Annotated in this window: 13 protein-coding genes; 7 read left to right on the top strand and 6 right to left on the bottom strand. The window is 58.7% G+C overall.

The features are described from left to right. Positions 1–42: 42 nt before the first annotated feature. The 6 genes from speB to J7400_RS10290 form a co-directional block, all read right to left on the bottom strand. Positions 43–882: an agmatinase gene (gene speB, locus J7400_RS10315; RefSeq protein ID WP_209062798.1), complete on the bottom strand. Its 840-nt coding sequence runs from the start codon at positions 880–882 to the stop codon at positions 43–45. Then, positions 879–2,048, bottom strand: a complete 1,170-nt coding sequence (gene nspC / locus J7400_RS10310) for a carboxynorspermidine decarboxylase (RefSeq protein WP_209062796.1) — start codon at positions 2,046–2,048, stop codon at positions 879–881. The genes speB and nspC overlap by 4 nt, the downstream gene beginning before the upstream one ends. Positions 2,049–2,168: 120 nt before the next feature. Then, entirely contained in the window at positions 2,169–3,380 is a 1,212-nt protein-coding gene (locus J7400_RS10305; protein ID WP_209062794.1) for a saccharopine dehydrogenase family protein, read from the bottom strand. A 31-nt stretch (positions 3,381–3,411) separates the two neighbouring features. Further along, a complete protein-coding gene (gene speA, locus J7400_RS10300; RefSeq protein WP_209062792.1) occupies positions 3,412–5,301 on the bottom strand; it encodes a biosynthetic arginine decarboxylase in 1,890 nt (629 codons plus the stop codon). A 238-nt stretch (positions 5,302–5,539) separates the two neighbouring features. After that, entirely contained in the window at positions 5,540–6,631 is a 1,092-nt protein-coding gene (locus J7400_RS10295; RefSeq protein WP_209062791.1) for an aromatic ring-hydroxylating dioxygenase subunit alpha, read from the bottom strand. Beyond that, entirely contained in the window at positions 6,631–7,515 is an 885-nt protein-coding gene (locus J7400_RS10290; protein ID WP_209062789.1) for a MurR/RpiR family transcriptional regulator, read from the bottom strand. Before J7400_RS10290 ends, J7400_RS10295 begins: the two co-directional genes overlap by 1 nt. Before the next feature lie 65 nt (positions 7,516–7,580). Here J7400_RS10290 and J7400_RS10285 point away from each other — a divergent pair, with 65 nt between their 5' ends. The 7 genes from J7400_RS10285 (at position 7,581) to J7400_RS10255 (ending at position 17,181) form a co-directional block, all read left to right on the top strand. After that, complete coding sequence (locus J7400_RS10285; protein ID WP_209062787.1) at positions 7,581–10,037, top strand: FAD-dependent oxidoreductase; 2,457 nt, start codon at positions 7,581–7,583, stop codon at positions 10,035–10,037. After that, entirely contained in the window at positions 10,028–11,131 is a 1,104-nt protein-coding gene (locus tag J7400_RS10280; protein WP_209062785.1) for an enolase C-terminal domain-like protein, read from the top strand. The genes J7400_RS10285 and J7400_RS10280 overlap by 10 nt, the downstream gene beginning before the upstream one ends. Positions 11,132–11,134: 3 nt before the next feature. Beyond that, a complete protein-coding gene (locus tag J7400_RS10275) occupies positions 11,135–12,412 on the top strand; it encodes an aminotransferase class III-fold pyridoxal phosphate-dependent enzyme (protein WP_209062783.1) in 1,278 nt (425 codons plus the stop codon). A gap of 205 nt (positions 12,413–12,617) precedes the next feature. Continuing rightward, entirely contained in the window at positions 12,618–13,610 is a 993-nt protein-coding gene (locus J7400_RS10270) for a BMP family protein (RefSeq protein ID WP_209062781.1), read from the top strand. 39 nt (positions 13,611–13,649) lie between these two features. Next, positions 13,650–15,167 (top strand): ABC transporter ATP-binding protein, encoded by a 1,518-nt coding sequence (locus tag J7400_RS10265; RefSeq protein ID WP_209062778.1) that lies wholly within the window; start codon positions 13,650–13,652, stop codon positions 15,165–15,167. Beyond that, a complete protein-coding gene (locus tag J7400_RS10260; protein WP_348540173.1) occupies positions 15,167–16,240 on the top strand; it encodes an ABC transporter permease in 1,074 nt (357 codons plus the stop codon). Before J7400_RS10265 ends, J7400_RS10260 begins: the two co-directional genes overlap by 1 nt. Further along, the gene (locus tag J7400_RS10255) at positions 16,240–17,181 is read left to right on the top strand and encodes an ABC transporter permease (protein ID WP_209063049.1); all 942 of its coding nucleotides are present in this window, start codon (positions 16,240–16,242) and stop codon (positions 17,179–17,181) included. The genes J7400_RS10260 and J7400_RS10255 overlap by 1 nt, the downstream gene beginning before the upstream one ends. The last annotated feature ends 7 nt before the right edge of the window (positions 17,182–17,188 follow it).

Here is a 17,188-nt window from a genome sequence, read left to right as displayed (position 1 = left end):
AACCCAAGGGTAATGTGACGGGCTATGTCAGCTACATTGTTGTCACAAAGCCATCAGGCGATATACGATCTGGGCGGCGGTGAAATTCCACGCTTCTTCGCCATTTGGGGCCAGTTCAACCACATCAAAGCCCACGCAGCGGCGGCCTTTGAGGGCGTGTTCGACCAGATGCAGCGCCTGGTAGAAGCCGAGGCCGCCGGGGACCGGCGTGCCGGTGGCAGGCATCTGGCTTGGGTCAAGCCCGTCTACGTCAAAGCTCACGTAGACCAGCTCCGGGAAGTCTTCGGGCAGGTCGATGGCGTGGATGTTGTTGACCACGATCTCCTCAGCATCGACATGAAAGACGTTGTTTTCTTTGCGACTTTTTGCCTCTTGCGGGCAGAGTGCGCGGACGCCGAATTGGGCCAGCCGGATGCCATCCTCAGATAGAAGATGCATAACCGAGGCATGGGAGTGTTTTTCGCCCTGATAGGCGATGCGCAGATCCGCATGGGCGTCGATTTGCACGATGCCGATGGGTTGGCCCAAGGCGCGGGCCACGCCGCTGACCGCGCCGTAGCTGAGGGAATGCTCGCCGCCGAGTGTGACGGGCAGTTTGCCTGCTTTCACAACGGCTTCGGTTTTGGCCGCCAGTCGCTCCATGACCTCTGGCAGCGGGCCGTCGCAGTCCAGCGCGGCGTGGGTGTAGATGCCTTTGGCGCAGGGTTCGATACCTTTACAGAGCCGCTCAAGCTCATTGGAAGCTTCGATGATTGCGGCGGGGCCAGCCTCTGTGCCCGCGCCATAAGATACGGTGCGCTCCAGCGGCACGGGGATCACGTGGAAAAACGCGTCCTCAGTGCGCTCGGCTTCAGTCAGTTCGCTGTCCAGAAAAACGCTCATGACAGGCGCTCCTTAAAATCGGTGTAGTCAAATTCGCGCACCATTTTGAGCGCGTCGGTTTCGCTGTTCCACAACGCAATGGCGGGCAAGGGCACGCCGTTGAACGTGTTGGTTTTCACCATGGAATAATGCGCCTGATCGAGGAAGGCGAAGCGCTGGCCGATCTCAAGCGGCTGCGCCCAAGTGTAGTCGCCAATCACGTCGCCCGCGAGGCAGGAGGGGCCGCCAAGTCGATAGCTGTGTCCCACGTCTGCCTCATCCAGAAGGGCGGGGCGATAGGGGGCTTCGATCACGTCAGGCATGTGGCAGGTGGCGGAAATGTCTGTGATCGCCAAATCCATACCGTTGGTGGGCAGATCAAGAATTTCCCCAACCAGAATGCCCGCATCCAGTGCCACCGCCTCGCCCGGCTCCAGATAGACCTCCACACCATAGGTTGCGCGGATTTCCTGGATGAAGGATATCAGCGCGTCGCGGTCATAATCCGCCCGGGTGATGTGGTGCCCGCCGCCGAAGTTGAGCCATTTGAGATCCGCCAGATAGGGGCGCAGTTTGGGCTCCACCGCCGCCCATGTGCGCGCCAGAGGGTCAAAACCCTGCTCACACAAAGTATGCATGTGCAGACCATCCACGCCTTCCATAATGTCCGGGGTGAGCTGGCTCACCGGAGTGCCCAAACGCGAGCAGCGCGCGCAGGGGTCGTATTTGGGAATTTCGCCCTCGGAGTGTTCTGGATTGATGCGCAGGCCGACCTGAACCTTGGCCGCGAGGGCTTTGTTCAGAAAGCGGTTTTTCTGTGCGGGGCTATTGAAGATGATGTGGTCAGAGAGCGCGAGGATGTCGTCGATGTCTGCGTCTTTGTAGCCGGCGCAGAAAGTGGCAACTTTGCCGCCGTATTCTTCGCGGCCCAAACGGGCCTCATATATGCCGCTGGCGCAGGTGCCGCCGAGGTATTGGCGCACCAATGGCGCCAAAGAGAACATGGAGAAGGCTTTGAGCGCGCTCAGCACATGGGCTCCAGAGCGGTCAGAGACATCTTTGAGGATACGCAGGTTGCGGGTGATGGCAGCCTCATCCACCACAAAACAGGGGCTTGGCACACGGCTGAGATCGAAGTCGCGAAACGCGCCTGCGTCCCCGGCCTGGGTTTGCATCATATCAGACATCTTTGGCTCCACGCGGCGAAGGTAGGAGGGGGCACTGCCCCCGTCACCGCAGGCGGTGACTCCCCCGGGATATTTTGGGCAAGAGGAAGGGGCGGCACGCATGAGGCCGCCGCTTGGGGTTTAGAAATTGACCGGACCGTCGAGTTCATGCACCTGCCAAGGCAGGCCGTGTGCATTCAGCATGTCCATGAAGTTGTCAGGGTCGAGCTGCTCCATGTTCCACACGCCGGGCTCTTTCCAGTTGCCTTTCAGCACCTGCGCAGCGCCGATCATGGCGGGCACGCCGGTGGTGTAGGAGACCGCCTGAGAGCCAACCTCTGCATAGCACTCTTCGTGATCGCAGATGTTGTAGATGTAATAGGTCTTCTCGCCGGAGCCGTCTTTGGCCTGACCGGTGGCAATGTCGCCAATGCAGGCTTTGCCTTTGGTCAGCGCGCCCAGATCACCGGGATCGGGCAGCAGGGTTTTCAGGAACTGGATCGGAATGATTTCCTTGCCGTCATGCATCACCGGATCAATGCGGGTCATGCCGACGTTCTGCAGCACCGTAGCGTGCATGATGTAGGCATCGCCAAAGGTCATCCAGAAACGCGCGCGCTCGATTTCCGGGAAATGCGTCGCGAGGCTTTCCAGCTCTTCGTGATACATCTGATACATGTTTTTTGTGCCAACACCGGGGAAGTCGAATTCCACCTTGTTGGTCAGCGCCGGGCTGTGCTGCCATGCGCCGTTTTCCCAGTGACGCACCTCGGCGAGCACTTCGCGCAGGTTGATCTCCGGGTTGAAGTTGGTGGCAAAGGCCTGACCGTTGTCGCCGCCATTGGCATCCAGAATGTCGATCTGGCGGATGGTGTCGAGCTTGTGCTTTTTCAGCCAGGTGGCAAAGACAGAGGTCACGCCCGGATCAAAGCCGGAGCCGAGGATGGCGGTCAGGCCTGCTTCTTTGAATTTGTCCTGATAGGCCCACTGCCAGTGGTATTCAAACTTGGCCACATCTTCGGGCTCGTAGTTTGCGGTGTCCAGATAGTGGCAACCCGCTTCAAGGCAGGCATCCATCAGCACCAGATCCTGATACGGCAGGGCGAGGTTCACCAGAAGCTCTGCACCGGTCTCTTTGATCAGGGCAACCGTGGCGGCCACATCCATGGCGTCCAGTTCCGCGGTCTTGATATCAACACCCACGCGTTCTTTCACACTTGCGGCGATGTCGTCACATTTGGATTTGGTGCGGCTCGCCAGCGTGATCTCGCTGAAGATATCGGCATTCATCGCCATCTTATGAACGGCGGCATGGCTGACGCCACCAGCGCCGACGACAAGTGTCTTTCCCATGAGGTTCTCCTGACTGTTGGTCTTCAGAGGGTTATTCAAAATAGGTGTATCCGTTCATCGAGCCCCGATAGGCCCCGATGAGGGTTTTGCGTTCTTTGGATTGCAGGTGGCCGGCAGAGATCGCCTCATCCACCATTTTGCGGAAGGCCGCGATGCAGTCGGCCGGGTCATATTCCACATAAGAGAGCACCTCGGCGATGGTGTCGCCTTCCTGCTCATGCAGCAGATCAAAGCCGCCATCTGCGCGTAGGTCGATGGTGACGACATTGGTGTCGCCAAAGAGGTTGTGCAGATCGCCCAGCGTTTCCTGATAGGCGCCCACAAAGAACACGCCCAGACAATAGGGGCGGTCTTCGGGCAGGGTATGCACCGGCAAGGAAGGTGCGATGTCTCCGGCAAGAATGAATTTGTCCATCTTGCCATCGCTGTCACAGGTGATGTCAGACAGCACAGCACGGCGATCCGGCATCTGGTTGAGCATCTGCAGCGGGATAATCGGGTGCAGTTGGTCGATGGCCCAGACATCCGGCAGCGACTGGAACAGCGAAAAGTTGCAATGGTAGACGTCGGCCACCTGTTGCAGCTCTCGATCCAGATCGCTGTTTGGTTCACTTTCGCGCGCTATCACTTTGATATCAGACATCAAACGCAGGAAGATGCGCTCCGCACGCGCCATCTGGCGCAGGTCGATATGGCCACGGCGGAAAAGGGCGCGCAGCTCGTCGCGGTAGAACCGCGCGTCGTTCCAGCATTCCTGCACGCGCGCCGGAATGAGATAGCCGCCAATCGCCGCAAGGTCGGTGACATAATGGTGGTCGTCTGGCTGCACCTCTGGCGCGTCCGGTGCGTCGTAGAGCGTGCTCTCGAGAACATCAAACACCAGCATCGAAGAGGTGGCAGAGACCGCACGGCCGCTTTCCGTCACCAGAACCGGATGGGGCAGCTCCGCCTCATCCATGGCGTAGCCCACCGTTTCCACGATATTGGCGCAGTATTCTTCGACCGTGTAGTTGATCGAGTTTTCAGAGGCGCGTTTTTCACCGGTGTAGTCCACGCCCAGACCGCCGCCGAGATCCAGATGGGTGAGCGGCACACCTTCGTGGGTGAGTTCGGTGAAATAACGGCAGGCCTCAGAGACGGCGCGGCGCACATCGTTCACATCCGGCACCTGACTGCCAAGATGGGAGTGCTGCAGCTTCAGACAATGCAACAGGTTTTCGTTGCGCAGACGATCCACCACGCGCAGAAGCTGATCGGTGTTCATGCCAAAGGCGGAACGGTCTCCGGAGCTGCTTTGCCATTTGCCGCTGATCTGGTTGTTGAGTTTCACCCGCACCCCAAGCAGCGGATCAATGCCAAGCTCTTTGGCGACCTCGATGACGATCTCCGCCTCTTTTGGGCTTTCCAGCACGATGACGGTGTTGAAGCCCAAACGCTGCGACAGGATCGCAAGACGGACAAATTCGGCGTCTTTCACGCCGTTGCAAATGATCAGCGCCTCTTTGGAAAGGCGGTGCGCCAAAGCAATCACCAGCTCCGGTTTGCTGCCTGCTTCGAGGCCGAATTCATACTGACGCCCAAACTCCACAATGCGATCAACCACTTGCGATTGCTGGTTCACCTTGATCGGGAAGACACCACGATAGCTACCACGGTAGTTGGTCTTGCTGATTGCTTGCGCAAAGCTCTCATTGAGGTGCCGAATTTCCGCTTCAAGAAAGCTTTTGACACGCAGCAATAGCGGGCTTGCGATGCCGCGCTGCTGGAGATCTTCGAGAATGCCGGGCAGGCTGATCGGCTTTGCGTCCGGAAAAGCCGGATCACAAAGCGCGACATCACCGTTCGGCAGAACAGTGACCAGTCCTTTGCTCCAACGATCGATGCCGTAAATGGAGTCAGAGAGCGGCTGTTCATGGGACATGAGAACAAACCTTAGCTGATATTTGATAAGATGGAAGAAGGGGCAGGCGATAACGCGATCGCAGGCGACTAGGCGGGCTCTATTTGCCCCGCATTACGAAGATGAAGCCATTTCATCTGAGCACACTCCCAAGCCATTTCTCAGCGGCAACGCTGCACGAAACTGCGCTGGCCATTAAGTTTGCAAAGACCCTCTGTCAAATGAAAAAATCACCGCCGTGCAGAAATCCTCAGAGGCGTCACCCGGAGGAGGCTTTGTCAATTGCCGTGCGCATCCAGCGTTGCAGGTGCATGACGGGATGTTCGGAGTTCACGCCGCCCTTTGGATCGACCACCAGCGGGCCGGGTTTATACCCGCGCGATTGCAAGCCGCGCTGCACGGATTCGACCAATGTGATGTCTTCAGCCACCGTCGTGTCGCGGTCTTGCTGGGCAAGCTGGCGCAGCTTCGGATCCTCAGCGCCGCCAACGGAATACCAGCCACGCCAGACCACCACATGATCCGCATCCACCGCGCGCCAGTGATAGGTGTTCAGCACATTGCCGGGGTAGACCTGAAAAGAAAACATCGGCCAGAGAAACCAGCTGGAATATTCGTCAAAATGCTCAAAGCCAGAATGAATGTCATAGGTCATGTCCTCAAGGCTCTGGCATTCGGTGGTGTGACGCAGGCATTTGCCCTGGGGCTGGATGTCGTAGGTTTCAGGCTTCACCACGCCGCTGGCAAAGGTCGGATGATTGAGCGCGCAGTGATAGCATTCCGAGTAGTTTTCGACCGAGACTTTCCAGTTGCAGCGCTCTGGGATTTCGACCCATTCCAGCGGTTTGAGGTCGGCCCAATTGGGCACCCATTCAGAGAGCTCGGCCCGTGCGTTTGGGAACCAGTCCTCCATCGGTGCTGCCTCGGGATCAAGGTTCACGAAGAGAAAACCAAGGAACTCTTCTGCCTGAACTTCCATCAGGCAAACCGTTGATTTCTCGAAACCTTCCACGGCCTTTAGATTGGGGCCCGCGCGCAGTTGGCCGGTAAGCTCATAGGTCCATGCGTGATAAGGGCAGACCACAACGCGGGTGCGGCCTGTACCTTGGACCAGTTGGTGTGCGCGGTGCTGGCACACATTGTAGAACACGCGGATTTTCTGATCCTGACCCCGGATGGCAAAGAGGCTTTCGCCCGCGATGTCAAAGGTGGTGTAGCTGCCCGGATCGGGGAGATCAGAGGTATGGCAGGCGAATTGCCACGTCTGCGCCAGAAGACCCTGTGTTTCGATCCGGAAGACCTCCGGATCAGTGTAATAGCGAGCCTCCAATGAGCGCAGAATGTCAGCCATCACCCTTCCTCATGATAAAGCCCCAGTTTGTGCCGGCGGGCGTGAAAGGTTTCGACACGCGCCACCACCTCGTCGCTCGCAACCGCAATCACAAAAGACAAAAGCGTCTCCAAGAGCGCGATGATGCTGACGGAGGAGGGAAAAAACTGTGGCGTGTCACAAGACACCACAAAGCCATGATCCGCGGCCCGTATGATCGGGCTTGCCGGACTGTCGGAGATGGCGATGATGCACATGCCTTGATCGCGTGCAGTTTCCACCGCCTGCACCACCTCAGAGCGGTAAGGGCGGCAGGTGATGGCTATCAGGACATCTTTGCCTGTCGCCCAGGCCAGATCGTCAATGGGCGTGGAGCCCGGTTTGGGGATCGCGTGAAAACGCACCATGCCTGTGGAGGCCAGATAGGTGAAATTGCGGGCGTTGGAATTGTTGACCCCCACGCCGAGCGTGAAGACATTGTCAGCGGCCCAGATGGCTTTGGCAGCGGCGTGAAGGTGTTCTGCACTGATCCCGCCAAAACTGTCTTCAATATTGCGCAGGGTGCTCTGCACCATATCCGCATAAAGCCCGCCCAGATCGCCGGATTTCTGAATGTCCTGTAGTAGACGCGCACGGTCGGGGAAATCCGCAGCCCCGCGGCGGATCGCCTCGCGAAACGGGTCACGAAAATCATCGTAGCCCTCAAACCCCACCTGCCGTGCCATGCGCACAACTGTGTTGGGTTTCACATTCGCGGCCTCGGCGATTTCACGCACGGTGGAAACGCCCACATCGCGCGGGTTTTCCAGCACATAGGTCGCCGCCTTGCGCGTCTCTGGCGTTAGCGCAGGCAGTTCTTCCGCCAACCGCTCCAGAATCGTATTTGACACATTTGTACCATTCATGATTGACGATGGTATTTTTGATCGCTTAGCCTGTCGAGAGAAAAATGCGCTAGGAGGAAGCGGACGTGGCAACGGAATTTCCTACTCAGGCACGGGTGGTCATCGTGGGTGGCGGTGTGATGGGCGTTGGGTTGGCCTATCATCTGGGCCATGAGGGCTGGGGCGCAGAGACGGTTCTGCTTGAGAAGGCAGAGCTGACCAGCGGCAGCACATGGCACGCGGCGGGGCAAATCACCCATTCGACCTCCAGCTTTGGCCTTGGCAAATGTGTGGACTACAACATTGGTCTCTATTCCGGCGCGCTTGAGGCGGAGACAGGCCAACCCGTGACATGGCATGGCTGCGGCTCGTTCCGGCTGGCCTATAACGAAGATGAAATGGATTGGCTGCGCCACACGCTGTCGGTGGGCCGCGCGCTGGGGTTCAATATCTCGCTGGTCGGGCCGGATGAGATCGCCAAACACCATCCGTTCTATAATCTTGAGGGCGTTCTGGGCGCTCTGCACACGCCGGATGATGGCCATGTGGATCCTACAAATGTGACCATGGCCATGGCGGCAGGCGCGCGTCAAAAGGGCGTGCGGATCATCCGCCATTGCCGTGCTACCAATATCACCCAGGCACCAAGTGGCGAATGGCTGGTTGAAACCGAACAGGGCACGATCCGCTGTGAGCATGTGGTGAATGCGGGCGGAACCTATGCGCGGCAGATGGGCGAATGGTCTGGGCTGCAGCTGCCGATGACCTCGATGACGCATCATTATTTTGTCACCGAACCTGTGCCGGAATTCGCAGCGCTTGAACGTGAGCTGCCGGTGATCCGCGATGATCGCAAAGTCTCGGGCTATATCCGCATGGAACAAAAACGCGGGCTGATCGGGATTTACGAGAAGAGCAATCCGAATTCCGTGTGGCATGATCACTGCCCGTGGGACTATGAAAACTGGCTGTTTGATGCGGACTATGACCGCGTGATGCCCTGGCTTGAGGAAAGCCTGAACCGTATGCCAATTTTTGCGGAATTAGGCATTCAACGCGAGGTACACGGCGCGATCAGCCATCCGCCCGATGGCAACCCGCTGATCGGCCCTGCGCCGGGTATGCGCAATTATTGGTGCTGCTGTGGCACGCAAATCGGCATTGGCTGGGGGCCGGGCTTGACCCGTGAGCTGGCGCGCTGGATGGTGCATGGGGCGGCGGATATCTCCATGCGGGAGTTTGATCCGCGCCGCTTTGGCAGCTACGCGAGCAAGGCGTGGCAAGTCACAAAGGCGGAGGAAGACTACTGCCTGCGTCATGAGATACCGTTTCCGCATTACAACCGCTTGGCGGGGCGACCGATCAAACCTTCGCCGCTCTATGAGACCTTGAAGGCCAAGGGCGCGGTGCATGAGGAAGTCTATGGTTTTGAGCGCCCGCGCTGGTTTGCGCGGTGCGGTGTGGCGCAGCAGGATCACTACTCCTTCCGTCGCACGGCAGTGGACGACATGGTCGCTGCGGAGGTCAAAGCGGTACGTGAACGGGTCGGTGTCATGGATGTCACGGCATTTACCAAAGTTGAGGTGTCCGGCCCGGATGCCTACGCGCTTTTGGACAGGCTGACTGCCAATCGGATGCCGCAGAAAGATGGGGCAATCACGCTCACCCATATGCTCAATAAGCGGGGCCGGATCGAGTTGGAAACAACAATCCTACGCATGAATAAAGATCGGTATTATCTTGTTTGCGCTGCGTTTTTTGAACAACGCCTTCTGGACCATCTGGCGCATAACCGTACCGATGAGCAGGTGGTGGTGACGCCGCTTTCAGAAGCCTGGGCGGCAGTGTCGCTCAACGGACCAAAGAGCCGAGACGTGCTCGGTGCTTGTACGGAAACAGATTTGTCCAACGCTACGTTCCGCTGGCTGTCTGCTCAGGAGATCACCGTCGCGGGGCATCAGGTCTGGGCGCTGCGCATGTCTTATGCCGGAGAGCTGGGCTGGGAGTTGCACATGCCTGCCGAGGCCTGTCTGGACGTTTACAACGCGCTCTGGGCTGCTGGCGCGCCGCATGGGATCGCGGATTATGGCAGCTTCGCCATGAACGTGATGCGCATGGAGAAGGGTTTCAAAGGCGCCGGAGAGCTGACCAATGAGGTCACATTGGCGGAGGCAAACGTGTTAAGGTTTGTGCGCACGGACAAAGCGTTCCTCGGGCGGGAGTTTACCCTGAACCAGGATCTGCCTTGGGTCTGTGCTTACCTAGAAATTGAGCCCGACGGGGAAATTGACGGCCATGGCGGCGAGGCGGTTCTGCACAATGGTGAGGTGGTCGGGGCGACAAGCTCTGTCGCATATGGGCCAGCTGTCGGCAAAATTCTCGCTTTTGCCTATGTGAAACCAGCGGCCGCAGCGCCCGGCACAGATCTGGAGGTGGTCATTCATGGGCAGCCGCGACAGGCGCGTGTGCTTGGGCAACCGGCCTATGATCCAGACAGTCTGCGCCCGAGAGCGGATGTGCGCGAGGTGGCCACATGTCCGTAGTCAAGCTTTCGCTCTGGTCCGTGGACCTGACCAGCCATGAAAACTACTACATGGCTGAGCGCAAAAGCTGCACGACCGTGGCAAGCCATGTGCTGTGTCTTGAGACAAATGAGGGCCTGAAAGGGTGGGGCGAGGTCTGCCCGATCCCGCATTACCTGCCTGCCTTTGCAAAGGGTGTACCCAGTGCGATTGTCGAAATGGCGCCGGAAATCCTCGGGGCCGAGCTGGCAGGCGTGGATGCGCTGATGCATCGACTGGACGCCCATCTGATCGGCCACCCGGATGCCAAATCCCTCGTGGATATCGCGCTTTGGGATCTTTGGGGTAAGATCACGGAGCAACCGCTCTATGCCTTGCTCGGCGGGCGCACGCGGCGGGATATGCCGCTTTATCATTCGATCACCTGTATTGCGCCGGATGAGATGGCAAGGATAGCCCGGGAGGCCTACGCCACAGGCATTCGGCAGTTTCAGGTGAAGCTGGGCGCGGATGCAGACTGGCAAGCGGATGCGGAACGTCTGATCAAGGTGCGCGAGGCCGTGGGCATGGGGCCGATTGTCTATGGCGACTGGAACTGCGGGGCAACGCGTCTGCAGGCCACGCGCACAGGGCGCGCGGTCGCGCATCTGGATGTGATGCTGGAACAGCCCTGCAAGACGCTAGAGGACTGCGCGGCGGTGCGACAAGCCACCGGTTTGCCCATGAAACTGGATGAGGGCGCGCATGATTTGGCCACTTTGTTGACGGCCTATGAGCTTGGCATCATGGATGCGGTGGCCTTGAAACTCTCCAAATTTGGCGGGCTATCCGCCATGCGCCGCGCACGGGATCTCACGGTGCATCTTGGGGCTGAGATTTGTGCTGAATGCACCTGGGGCTCTGACATTGTGACCGCCGCGGCGCTGCATTTTGCGGCCTCAACACCCAAAGGCGCGCTGCTGAACACCTGTGATCTTTCAGGCTACGTCAGCCCACGGCTGTGCCCTGAGGCGCCAACACGCAGCGCAGGCCGTATTGCGCCGCCGGAAGGGCCGGGATTGGGGGTAACGCCGGATCTGGATGTCTTGGGATCGCCAATTTTAGAGCTGGAGTGAATGATGAACAGAGTGCACAGCCAAGCGGAGTGGATCGCGCGCGCGCAGGAAGTTCTGCCTGCGGGGGGATTTGGCAATTTTGACGCCGACATCATCATCGCACGTGGTGAGGGCAGCCGGGTCTGGGATGAAAACGGCAAGGAATACGTCGACTATCTGATTGGCTCCGGTCCGATGCTTTTGGGTCATGGCCATCCGGAAGTTATGGAGGCCGTGCTTGAGCAACTGCCGAATGGCATGACGTTTTTTGCCAATAACGCCAAGGGTATCGAACTGGCAGAAGCGATCGGGGAGGCGGTGCCCTGTTGTGAGCAGGTGCGTTTTGTGACCTCTGGCGGGGAGGCGGATATGTATGCCATCCGTCTGGCGCGGGCCTATACCGGCCGCGACAAGATCCTGAAGTTTGAGGGCGGCTACCACGGGATGAGTGCAGAGGCGCAGATGAGCCTTGCCCCTAGTAAGCGCGTGAACTTTCCGCAAGCTGTGCCTGACAGTGCAGGCATTCCACAAGGCGTGGCGGATCAGATGCTGATCGCGCCCTTTAATGATCTGGACGCCGTGGCGGCGCTGCTCTCAGAACATGCGGATATCGCGGCAATTATCGTGGAGCCGCTGCAACGCATTATCCCGCCGGAACCAGGTTTTCTGCAGGGGCTGCGCGCGCTCTGTGACAAGCACCACGTGTTGCTGATATTTGATGAAATTGTCACCGGATTTCGGCTGGCCTATGGTGGGGCACAGGAGCGTTATGGCGTGACGCCAGATATTTGCACCCTTGGCAAAATCATCGGGGGCGGCTTTCCGCTCGCCGCTCTTGGGGCCAGTCGCGAGATCATGGCGCATTTTGACAAGCCCGTCATCGGCCCGGAAAAATGGCTCATGCAGCTTGGCACATTGTCCGGCAATCCTGTCGCCGCCACAGCCGGGCTGAAGACCATGGAGGTGCTGCGGCGGGAAGGCACCTATGACAAGCTGCGTGAAACCGGGCGCAGGCTGCAGGAGATGCAACGCACTGCGCTCACATCCGCTGGGATCACCCATCAGATCGTTGGAGATGAAACGCTGTTTGATCTCTATTTCACAGGTTCACCTTGCCGGGACTATCGCAGCGCACAGCACGATGTGCCGCAACAAAACGCGCTCTATAATGCCACCTTGCGCGCTCATGGCGTGTTCAAATCTCCGGGCAAACTCTATCCGTCGCTTGCGTTGACGGAAGATGATCTGGCGCTGACCAAGCGCGCTGTTTCTGAAGCTGTCAGGGCCATTGCCGAAGGCTAACTTTCGGAAAAACCGAACTCGCAGGACATGAGCTGCCACAATCTCTAAGTTCACGGATCGAAATGCGCATATTTTGAGCTGTGCCATTTTTTTTGGCAAAGCTCTTGGGCGGCGGAGGAAATGTGTTAACGTGCTTCCACCTGAAACTTGACCAAGAAGTAAAAACACGAACGGTTGTTTCACAAGCCACCAACAGGGGAAAAAGATGAGTAAAATAGGCAATTTAAACCGGCGCTCATTGCTGGCGTCGGCATTGGGCTTTGGTCTGGTCGCTGGCGCAGGTGCGGCAGTGGCAGACGCGGTGAAAGTCTCTGCGATCTACACGCTGCCCGTCGAGCAGCAATGGATCAGCCGCATTCACAAGGCGCTGAACGCAGCGGCTGAGCGTGGCGACATCGAGTACACATTTTCTGAAAACGTGGCCAACTCCGACTATGAGCGCGTGATGCGGGAATATGCGGAGCAGGGCGCGCAGCTGGTTGTCGGCGAAGTCTTTGGCCTTGAACGTGCGGCGCGCAAAGTGGCAAAGGATTATCCTGAAACCGCCTTCCTGATGGGCTCGTCCTTTGGCCCGGTTGCACCGAATTTCTCGGTGTTTGACAACTGGATTCACGAGCCTAGCTACCTGTCTGGCATGATTGCGGGCAAGGCGACGGAAAGCAATGTGATCGGCATGGTTGGCGGCTACGCCATTCCAGAGGTGAACCGTCTGATGCATGCCTTCATGGATGGCGCGCGCGAGGTGAATCCAGAAGTTAAGTTCATCGTGAACTTCATCGACAGCTGGTATGATCCACCCAAAGCCAAAGAGAGCGCCTTTGCGATGATGGATGCGGGTGCGGATGTGATGTATGCGGAGCGCTTTGGCGTGTCTGACGCGGCTGTGGAACGCGGCGTGAAGGCCGTGGGCAACGTGATTGACACCTCCGGTGACTATCCGGGCACCATTCTGGCCTCGGCCCTGTGGCACATGGAAGCCACCATCGACAAAGCCATCGCCAACGTCAAAGGCGGCAGCTTTGAGGCGGCGGACTATGGTCAATACAGCTACATGGCCTACGGCGGCGGCTCTCTGGTGCTGGATGAGGCTTTGGTGCCTGCCGAGGTGGTCGACGCTGTGCGTGCCAAGGAGACCGAGATCATGGACGGCCTGTTCCGTGTAAACGTGAACGACGCACGCCCCGTGTCTGACAACTGATGACATAGGAGGCCGGCCATCCGCCGGCCTCGCACATCCATGACACAGACAATTGTTCTATCCCTCAAAGGGCTCTCCAAGCGATTTGGCTCGGTTGTGGCTAATGACGACGTGAGCCTTGATTTGCATCAGGGTGAGGTGCTGGCGCTGCTTGGTGAAAACGGTGCCGGCAAAACCACGTTGATGAATATGCTTTTCGGCCACTACTTGCCGGACAGCGGCGCCATTGATGTGCGCAACGAAATTGGCGCGATCGAGCCACTCACGCTGGGCCATCCGCAGGCGGCGCTCTCTGCGGGCATCGGCATGGTGCACCAGCACTTTACCTTGGCCGAAAACCTCAATGCGCTCGACAATATTGTGCTTGGCTCAGAGCCGCTTTGGCGGTTGCGTCGCGACAGTGCTATGGCACGCAGTAAGATCGAAAAGATCATGTCTGACACAGGCTTGCAGGTCGCTCTGGATGTGCCTGTCGGGCGGTTGTCAGTGGGGGAACGGCAGCGTGTCGAAATCCTGAAGGCGCTTTACCGCGATGTGCGCATTCTGGTGTTGGACGAGCCGACCGCTGTCTTGACGCCGCAAGAAGCGGACACGCTTTTTGAGAATATCGGCGCGATGACAAAGCGCGGATTGTCTGTGATCTTTATTTCTCACAAGCTGCGCGAAGTGCTCGCGTTTTCCCATCGCATCGCGGTGCTGCGCCATGGTGTGAAAGTGGGCGAGATCGCCACCAAAGATGCGGATGAACGCAGCATTGCGCGCATGATGGTGGGCGCGGACACGCCCGAAACCCAGCGCGAGGACATGACGCCCGGTGCGCCGATCATGACTCTTGAAAATGTCTCAGTGACGGGCCGTTCAAAACGCGACAGCCTGACCAACGTGAGCTTTCAGGTCGCGCGCCATGAAATCCTTGGTGTTGCCGGTGTATCGGGCAACGGGCAAAGCGCGCTTGCCGGGCTGATCTCTGGCCTGAACATCCCCAGCAACGGGGTGTTTAGAATCGACGGCGAAGCGATTGCCCATGGCAACCCTTCTGCGATGATCAAAGCGGGGGTGGGGCGCATCCCCGAAGACCGCCACCATGACGGCATTGTCGGCTCCATGAGTGTGGCTGAGAACATGGTGATCGAGCGGTTGAATGATCCTGAAGTGCAGTCCGGCGGTATTCTGAAACGTGAGGCGATTGCTGAGAACGCCGCGCGTTTGACGGAAGCCTATGACGTGCGCGGCCCGGGCGTGAGCGCGCGGGCACGGCTGCTGTCTGGCGGCAATATCCAGAAGCTCATTCTGGCGCGGGTGTTTGAACAATCGCCCAAGCTCATTCTGGCCAATCAGCCGACACGGGGCCTTGATATGGGCGCGGCGGCTGAGGTGGCCCGTCGCTTGCTTGAGGCGCGCAAACAAGGGGCCGGTGTGGTGCTGATCTCCGAAGATCTGGACGAGCTGCTTGGCCTGTCGGACCGGATCATGGTGATCCATGACGGTGAGCTGATCGAAGCCTTTACAAGAGACCGAGAGGAAATCGGCCTGATGATGGCAGGAGAATACGAATGATCCGCATCGAGCCACGAAATGCGCCTTCGCGCGCTTTGACACTGGGCATTCCGGTGCTGTCAGCCTTGATAGCCTTGGCCTTAGCCGCGGTGCCGTTGATGTTTGCCGGAGCCAATGTTGCGACAGCATACGGCGAAATGTTTCGCGGGGTCTTTGGCTCCACCTTTGCTTTCACCGAAATGCTGACCCGCGCGACGCCTTTGATCTTCACCGGGCTCGCCGCTGCACTCGCGTTCCGCGCGCGGCTCTGGAACATTGGTGCCGAAGGCCAGCTTTATCTTGGTGCCATGGCCGCCGTGGCCGTGGGTGCCGGGTTTCTAGATGTGCCCGCCATTGTGTTGGTTCCAACCATCATTCTCTGCGGTTGTGCCGCGGGGGCAGCGGGCATGGTGGCCTCCACTGCGCTGAAGACCCGCTTTGGCGCGGACGAGGTGGTGACCACCTTGCTTTTGAACTTCATCATCTTGATTTTCCTACAATATATGCTGGAAGGCCCGTTGCAGGATCCCATGGGGCTGGGCTGGCCACAAAGCGCGCCCATACTGGATCAAGGCATGTTACCGCCGCTGATGGAGCGGATGCGCGTGCACAGCGGGCTGTTCATCGCGCTCTTCTGTGCGGTGGTGGCGCAATTCATGCTCACCCGCTCCGTTTGGGGCTTCAAATTGCGCGCGGTTGGTGAAAACGCCGCTGCCGCACGCCATGCAGGTATCCCGGTAAACCGCACCATGATGAGCGTCGCCATTGTCTCCGGTGCGCTGGCTGGCATGGCTGGCGTGAGCGAAGTGGCGGGTCTGAAAGGTTATTTGACCGCCGATCTCTCTCCAGGCTTTGGCTACACCGGCATTGTGGTTGCGATGCTCGCGGGGCTGTCGCCGGTGGGCGTGGTGATCTCCGCTTTGTTCATTGCGTCGGTCTTTGTTGGGGCAGATTCCATGAGCCGCGCCATGGGCGTGTCGTCATATCTGGCGGATCTGGTGGTTGCGATGTCTTTGCTCTGCGTGCTGATCGGGGGCTTCTTCGCCCGTTTCCGCATCGCGCGCGTGGCTTCCGGCAAAGGAGAAGGCGCATGATGGATATTCTGAACATCCTGTTGAGTGAAAGCTTCTGGGCCGCCTCTCTGCGCATCGCAACTCCGCTGATATTTGGCGTGCTCGGCGCGCTTCTTTGTGAGAAGTCTGGCGTGTTAAACCTTGGTATCGAAGGGGTTTTTGTGGCTGGCGCCATGTCGGGGTGGATGGCTGTCTGGCTGGGCGCAGGTCTTTGGGGCGGGGTCTTGGTCGCCGCAGGAGCGGGGGCCTTCTTTGGCCTCATCCATGCGCTGCTGACCGTGCCATTGGGCCTCAGTCAACACGTTTCAGGCCTTGGGGTCACGCTGTTTGCCACCTCAGTGAGCTATTTCACCTACCGCACCGCCTTGCCCAATGTCTCTTCACCACCACGCATCGAGCCCTTCCGTGCGCTTGATATTCCGGTGCTGTCTGACTTGCCGTTTCTGGGGCCAGTGCTGTTTCAACAGACAGCGTTGACCTGGCTCGCGCTGCTGATGGTCGTGGTCATTTGGTACGTGCTTTACCGTACGCCTCTTGGCGTTGCCATTCAGGCGGTGGGCGACAATCCGGACAGTGTCGATGCGCAAGGGCTCTCGGTTTATGGCTTGCGGATTGGTGCAGTTGTGGCCGGTTCCGCGCTGATGGCGCTTGGCGGTGCGTTCCTCACCATGTCGGCCTTTGATGCCTTCTTCTTTGGCATGGTGAACGGGCGCGGCTGGATCTGCATTGCGCTTGTGATTTTCGCAAGCTGGCGGCCGGGCAAAGCGCTGCTGGGGGCCTTGCTGTTTGGGGCATTTGACGCGCTTCAGGTGCGGCTGCAAACCGAAGTTGGTGCCGTGATCCCAAGCCAGGCGTTTCTGGCCGCACCTTATGTGTTGTCCATTATTGCCCTTGTTGTGGCCGCCCGCCGCGCCGATTATCCGCGCGCGCTTCTGGCGCCATGGTTCAAAGGTCAACGTTGAGGATTGA

This window comes from Shimia sp. R9_2, from assembly GCF_017743735.1.
In the GTDB taxonomy this organism is placed as follows: domain Bacteria; phylum Pseudomonadota; class Alphaproteobacteria; order Rhodobacterales; family Rhodobacteraceae; genus Shimia.
The sequence above is the reverse complement of the archived record's forward strand: the minus strand, read 5'-3'. Positions and strand labels throughout refer to the sequence as shown.

What these genes read in the sequence shown, in the direction of transcription:
- speB (WP_209062798.1), bottom strand. Translation starts at nt 882, where the DNA reads ATGAGCGTTTTTCTGGACAGCGAACTGACTGAAGCCGAGCGCACTGAG.
- nspC (WP_209062796.1), bottom strand. Translation starts at nt 2,048, where the DNA reads ATGTCTGATATGATGCAAACCCAGGCCGGGGACGCAGGCGCGTTTCGC.
- J7400_RS10305 (WP_209062794.1), bottom strand. Translation starts at nt 3,380, where the DNA reads ATGGGAAAGACACTTGTCGTCGGCGCTGGTGGCGTCAGCCATGCCGCC.
- speA (WP_209062792.1), bottom strand. Translation starts at nt 5,301, where the DNA reads ATGTCCCATGAACAGCCGCTCTCTGACTCCATTTACGGCATCGATCGT.
- J7400_RS10295 (WP_209062791.1), bottom strand. Translation starts at nt 6,631, where the DNA reads ATGGCTGACATTCTGCGCTCATTGGAGGCTCGCTATTACACTGATCCG.
- J7400_RS10290 (WP_209062789.1), bottom strand. Translation starts at nt 7,515, where the DNA reads ATGAATGGTACAAATGTGTCAAATACGATTCTGGAGCGGTTGGCGGAA.
- J7400_RS10280 (WP_209062785.1), top strand. Translation starts at nt 10,028, where the DNA reads ATGTCCGTAGTCAAGCTTTCGCTCTGGTCCGTGGACCTGACCAGCCAT.
- J7400_RS10275 (WP_209062783.1), top strand. Translation starts at nt 11,135, where the DNA reads ATGAACAGAGTGCACAGCCAAGCGGAGTGGATCGCGCGCGCGCAGGAA.
- J7400_RS10270 (WP_209062781.1), top strand. Translation starts at nt 12,618, where the DNA reads ATGAGTAAAATAGGCAATTTAAACCGGCGCTCATTGCTGGCGTCGGCA.
- J7400_RS10265 (WP_209062778.1), top strand. Translation starts at nt 13,650, where the DNA reads ATGACACAGACAATTGTTCTATCCCTCAAAGGGCTCTCCAAGCGATTT.
- J7400_RS10255 (WP_209063049.1), top strand. Translation starts at nt 16,240, where the DNA reads ATGGATATTCTGAACATCCTGTTGAGTGAAAGCTTCTGGGCCGCCTCT.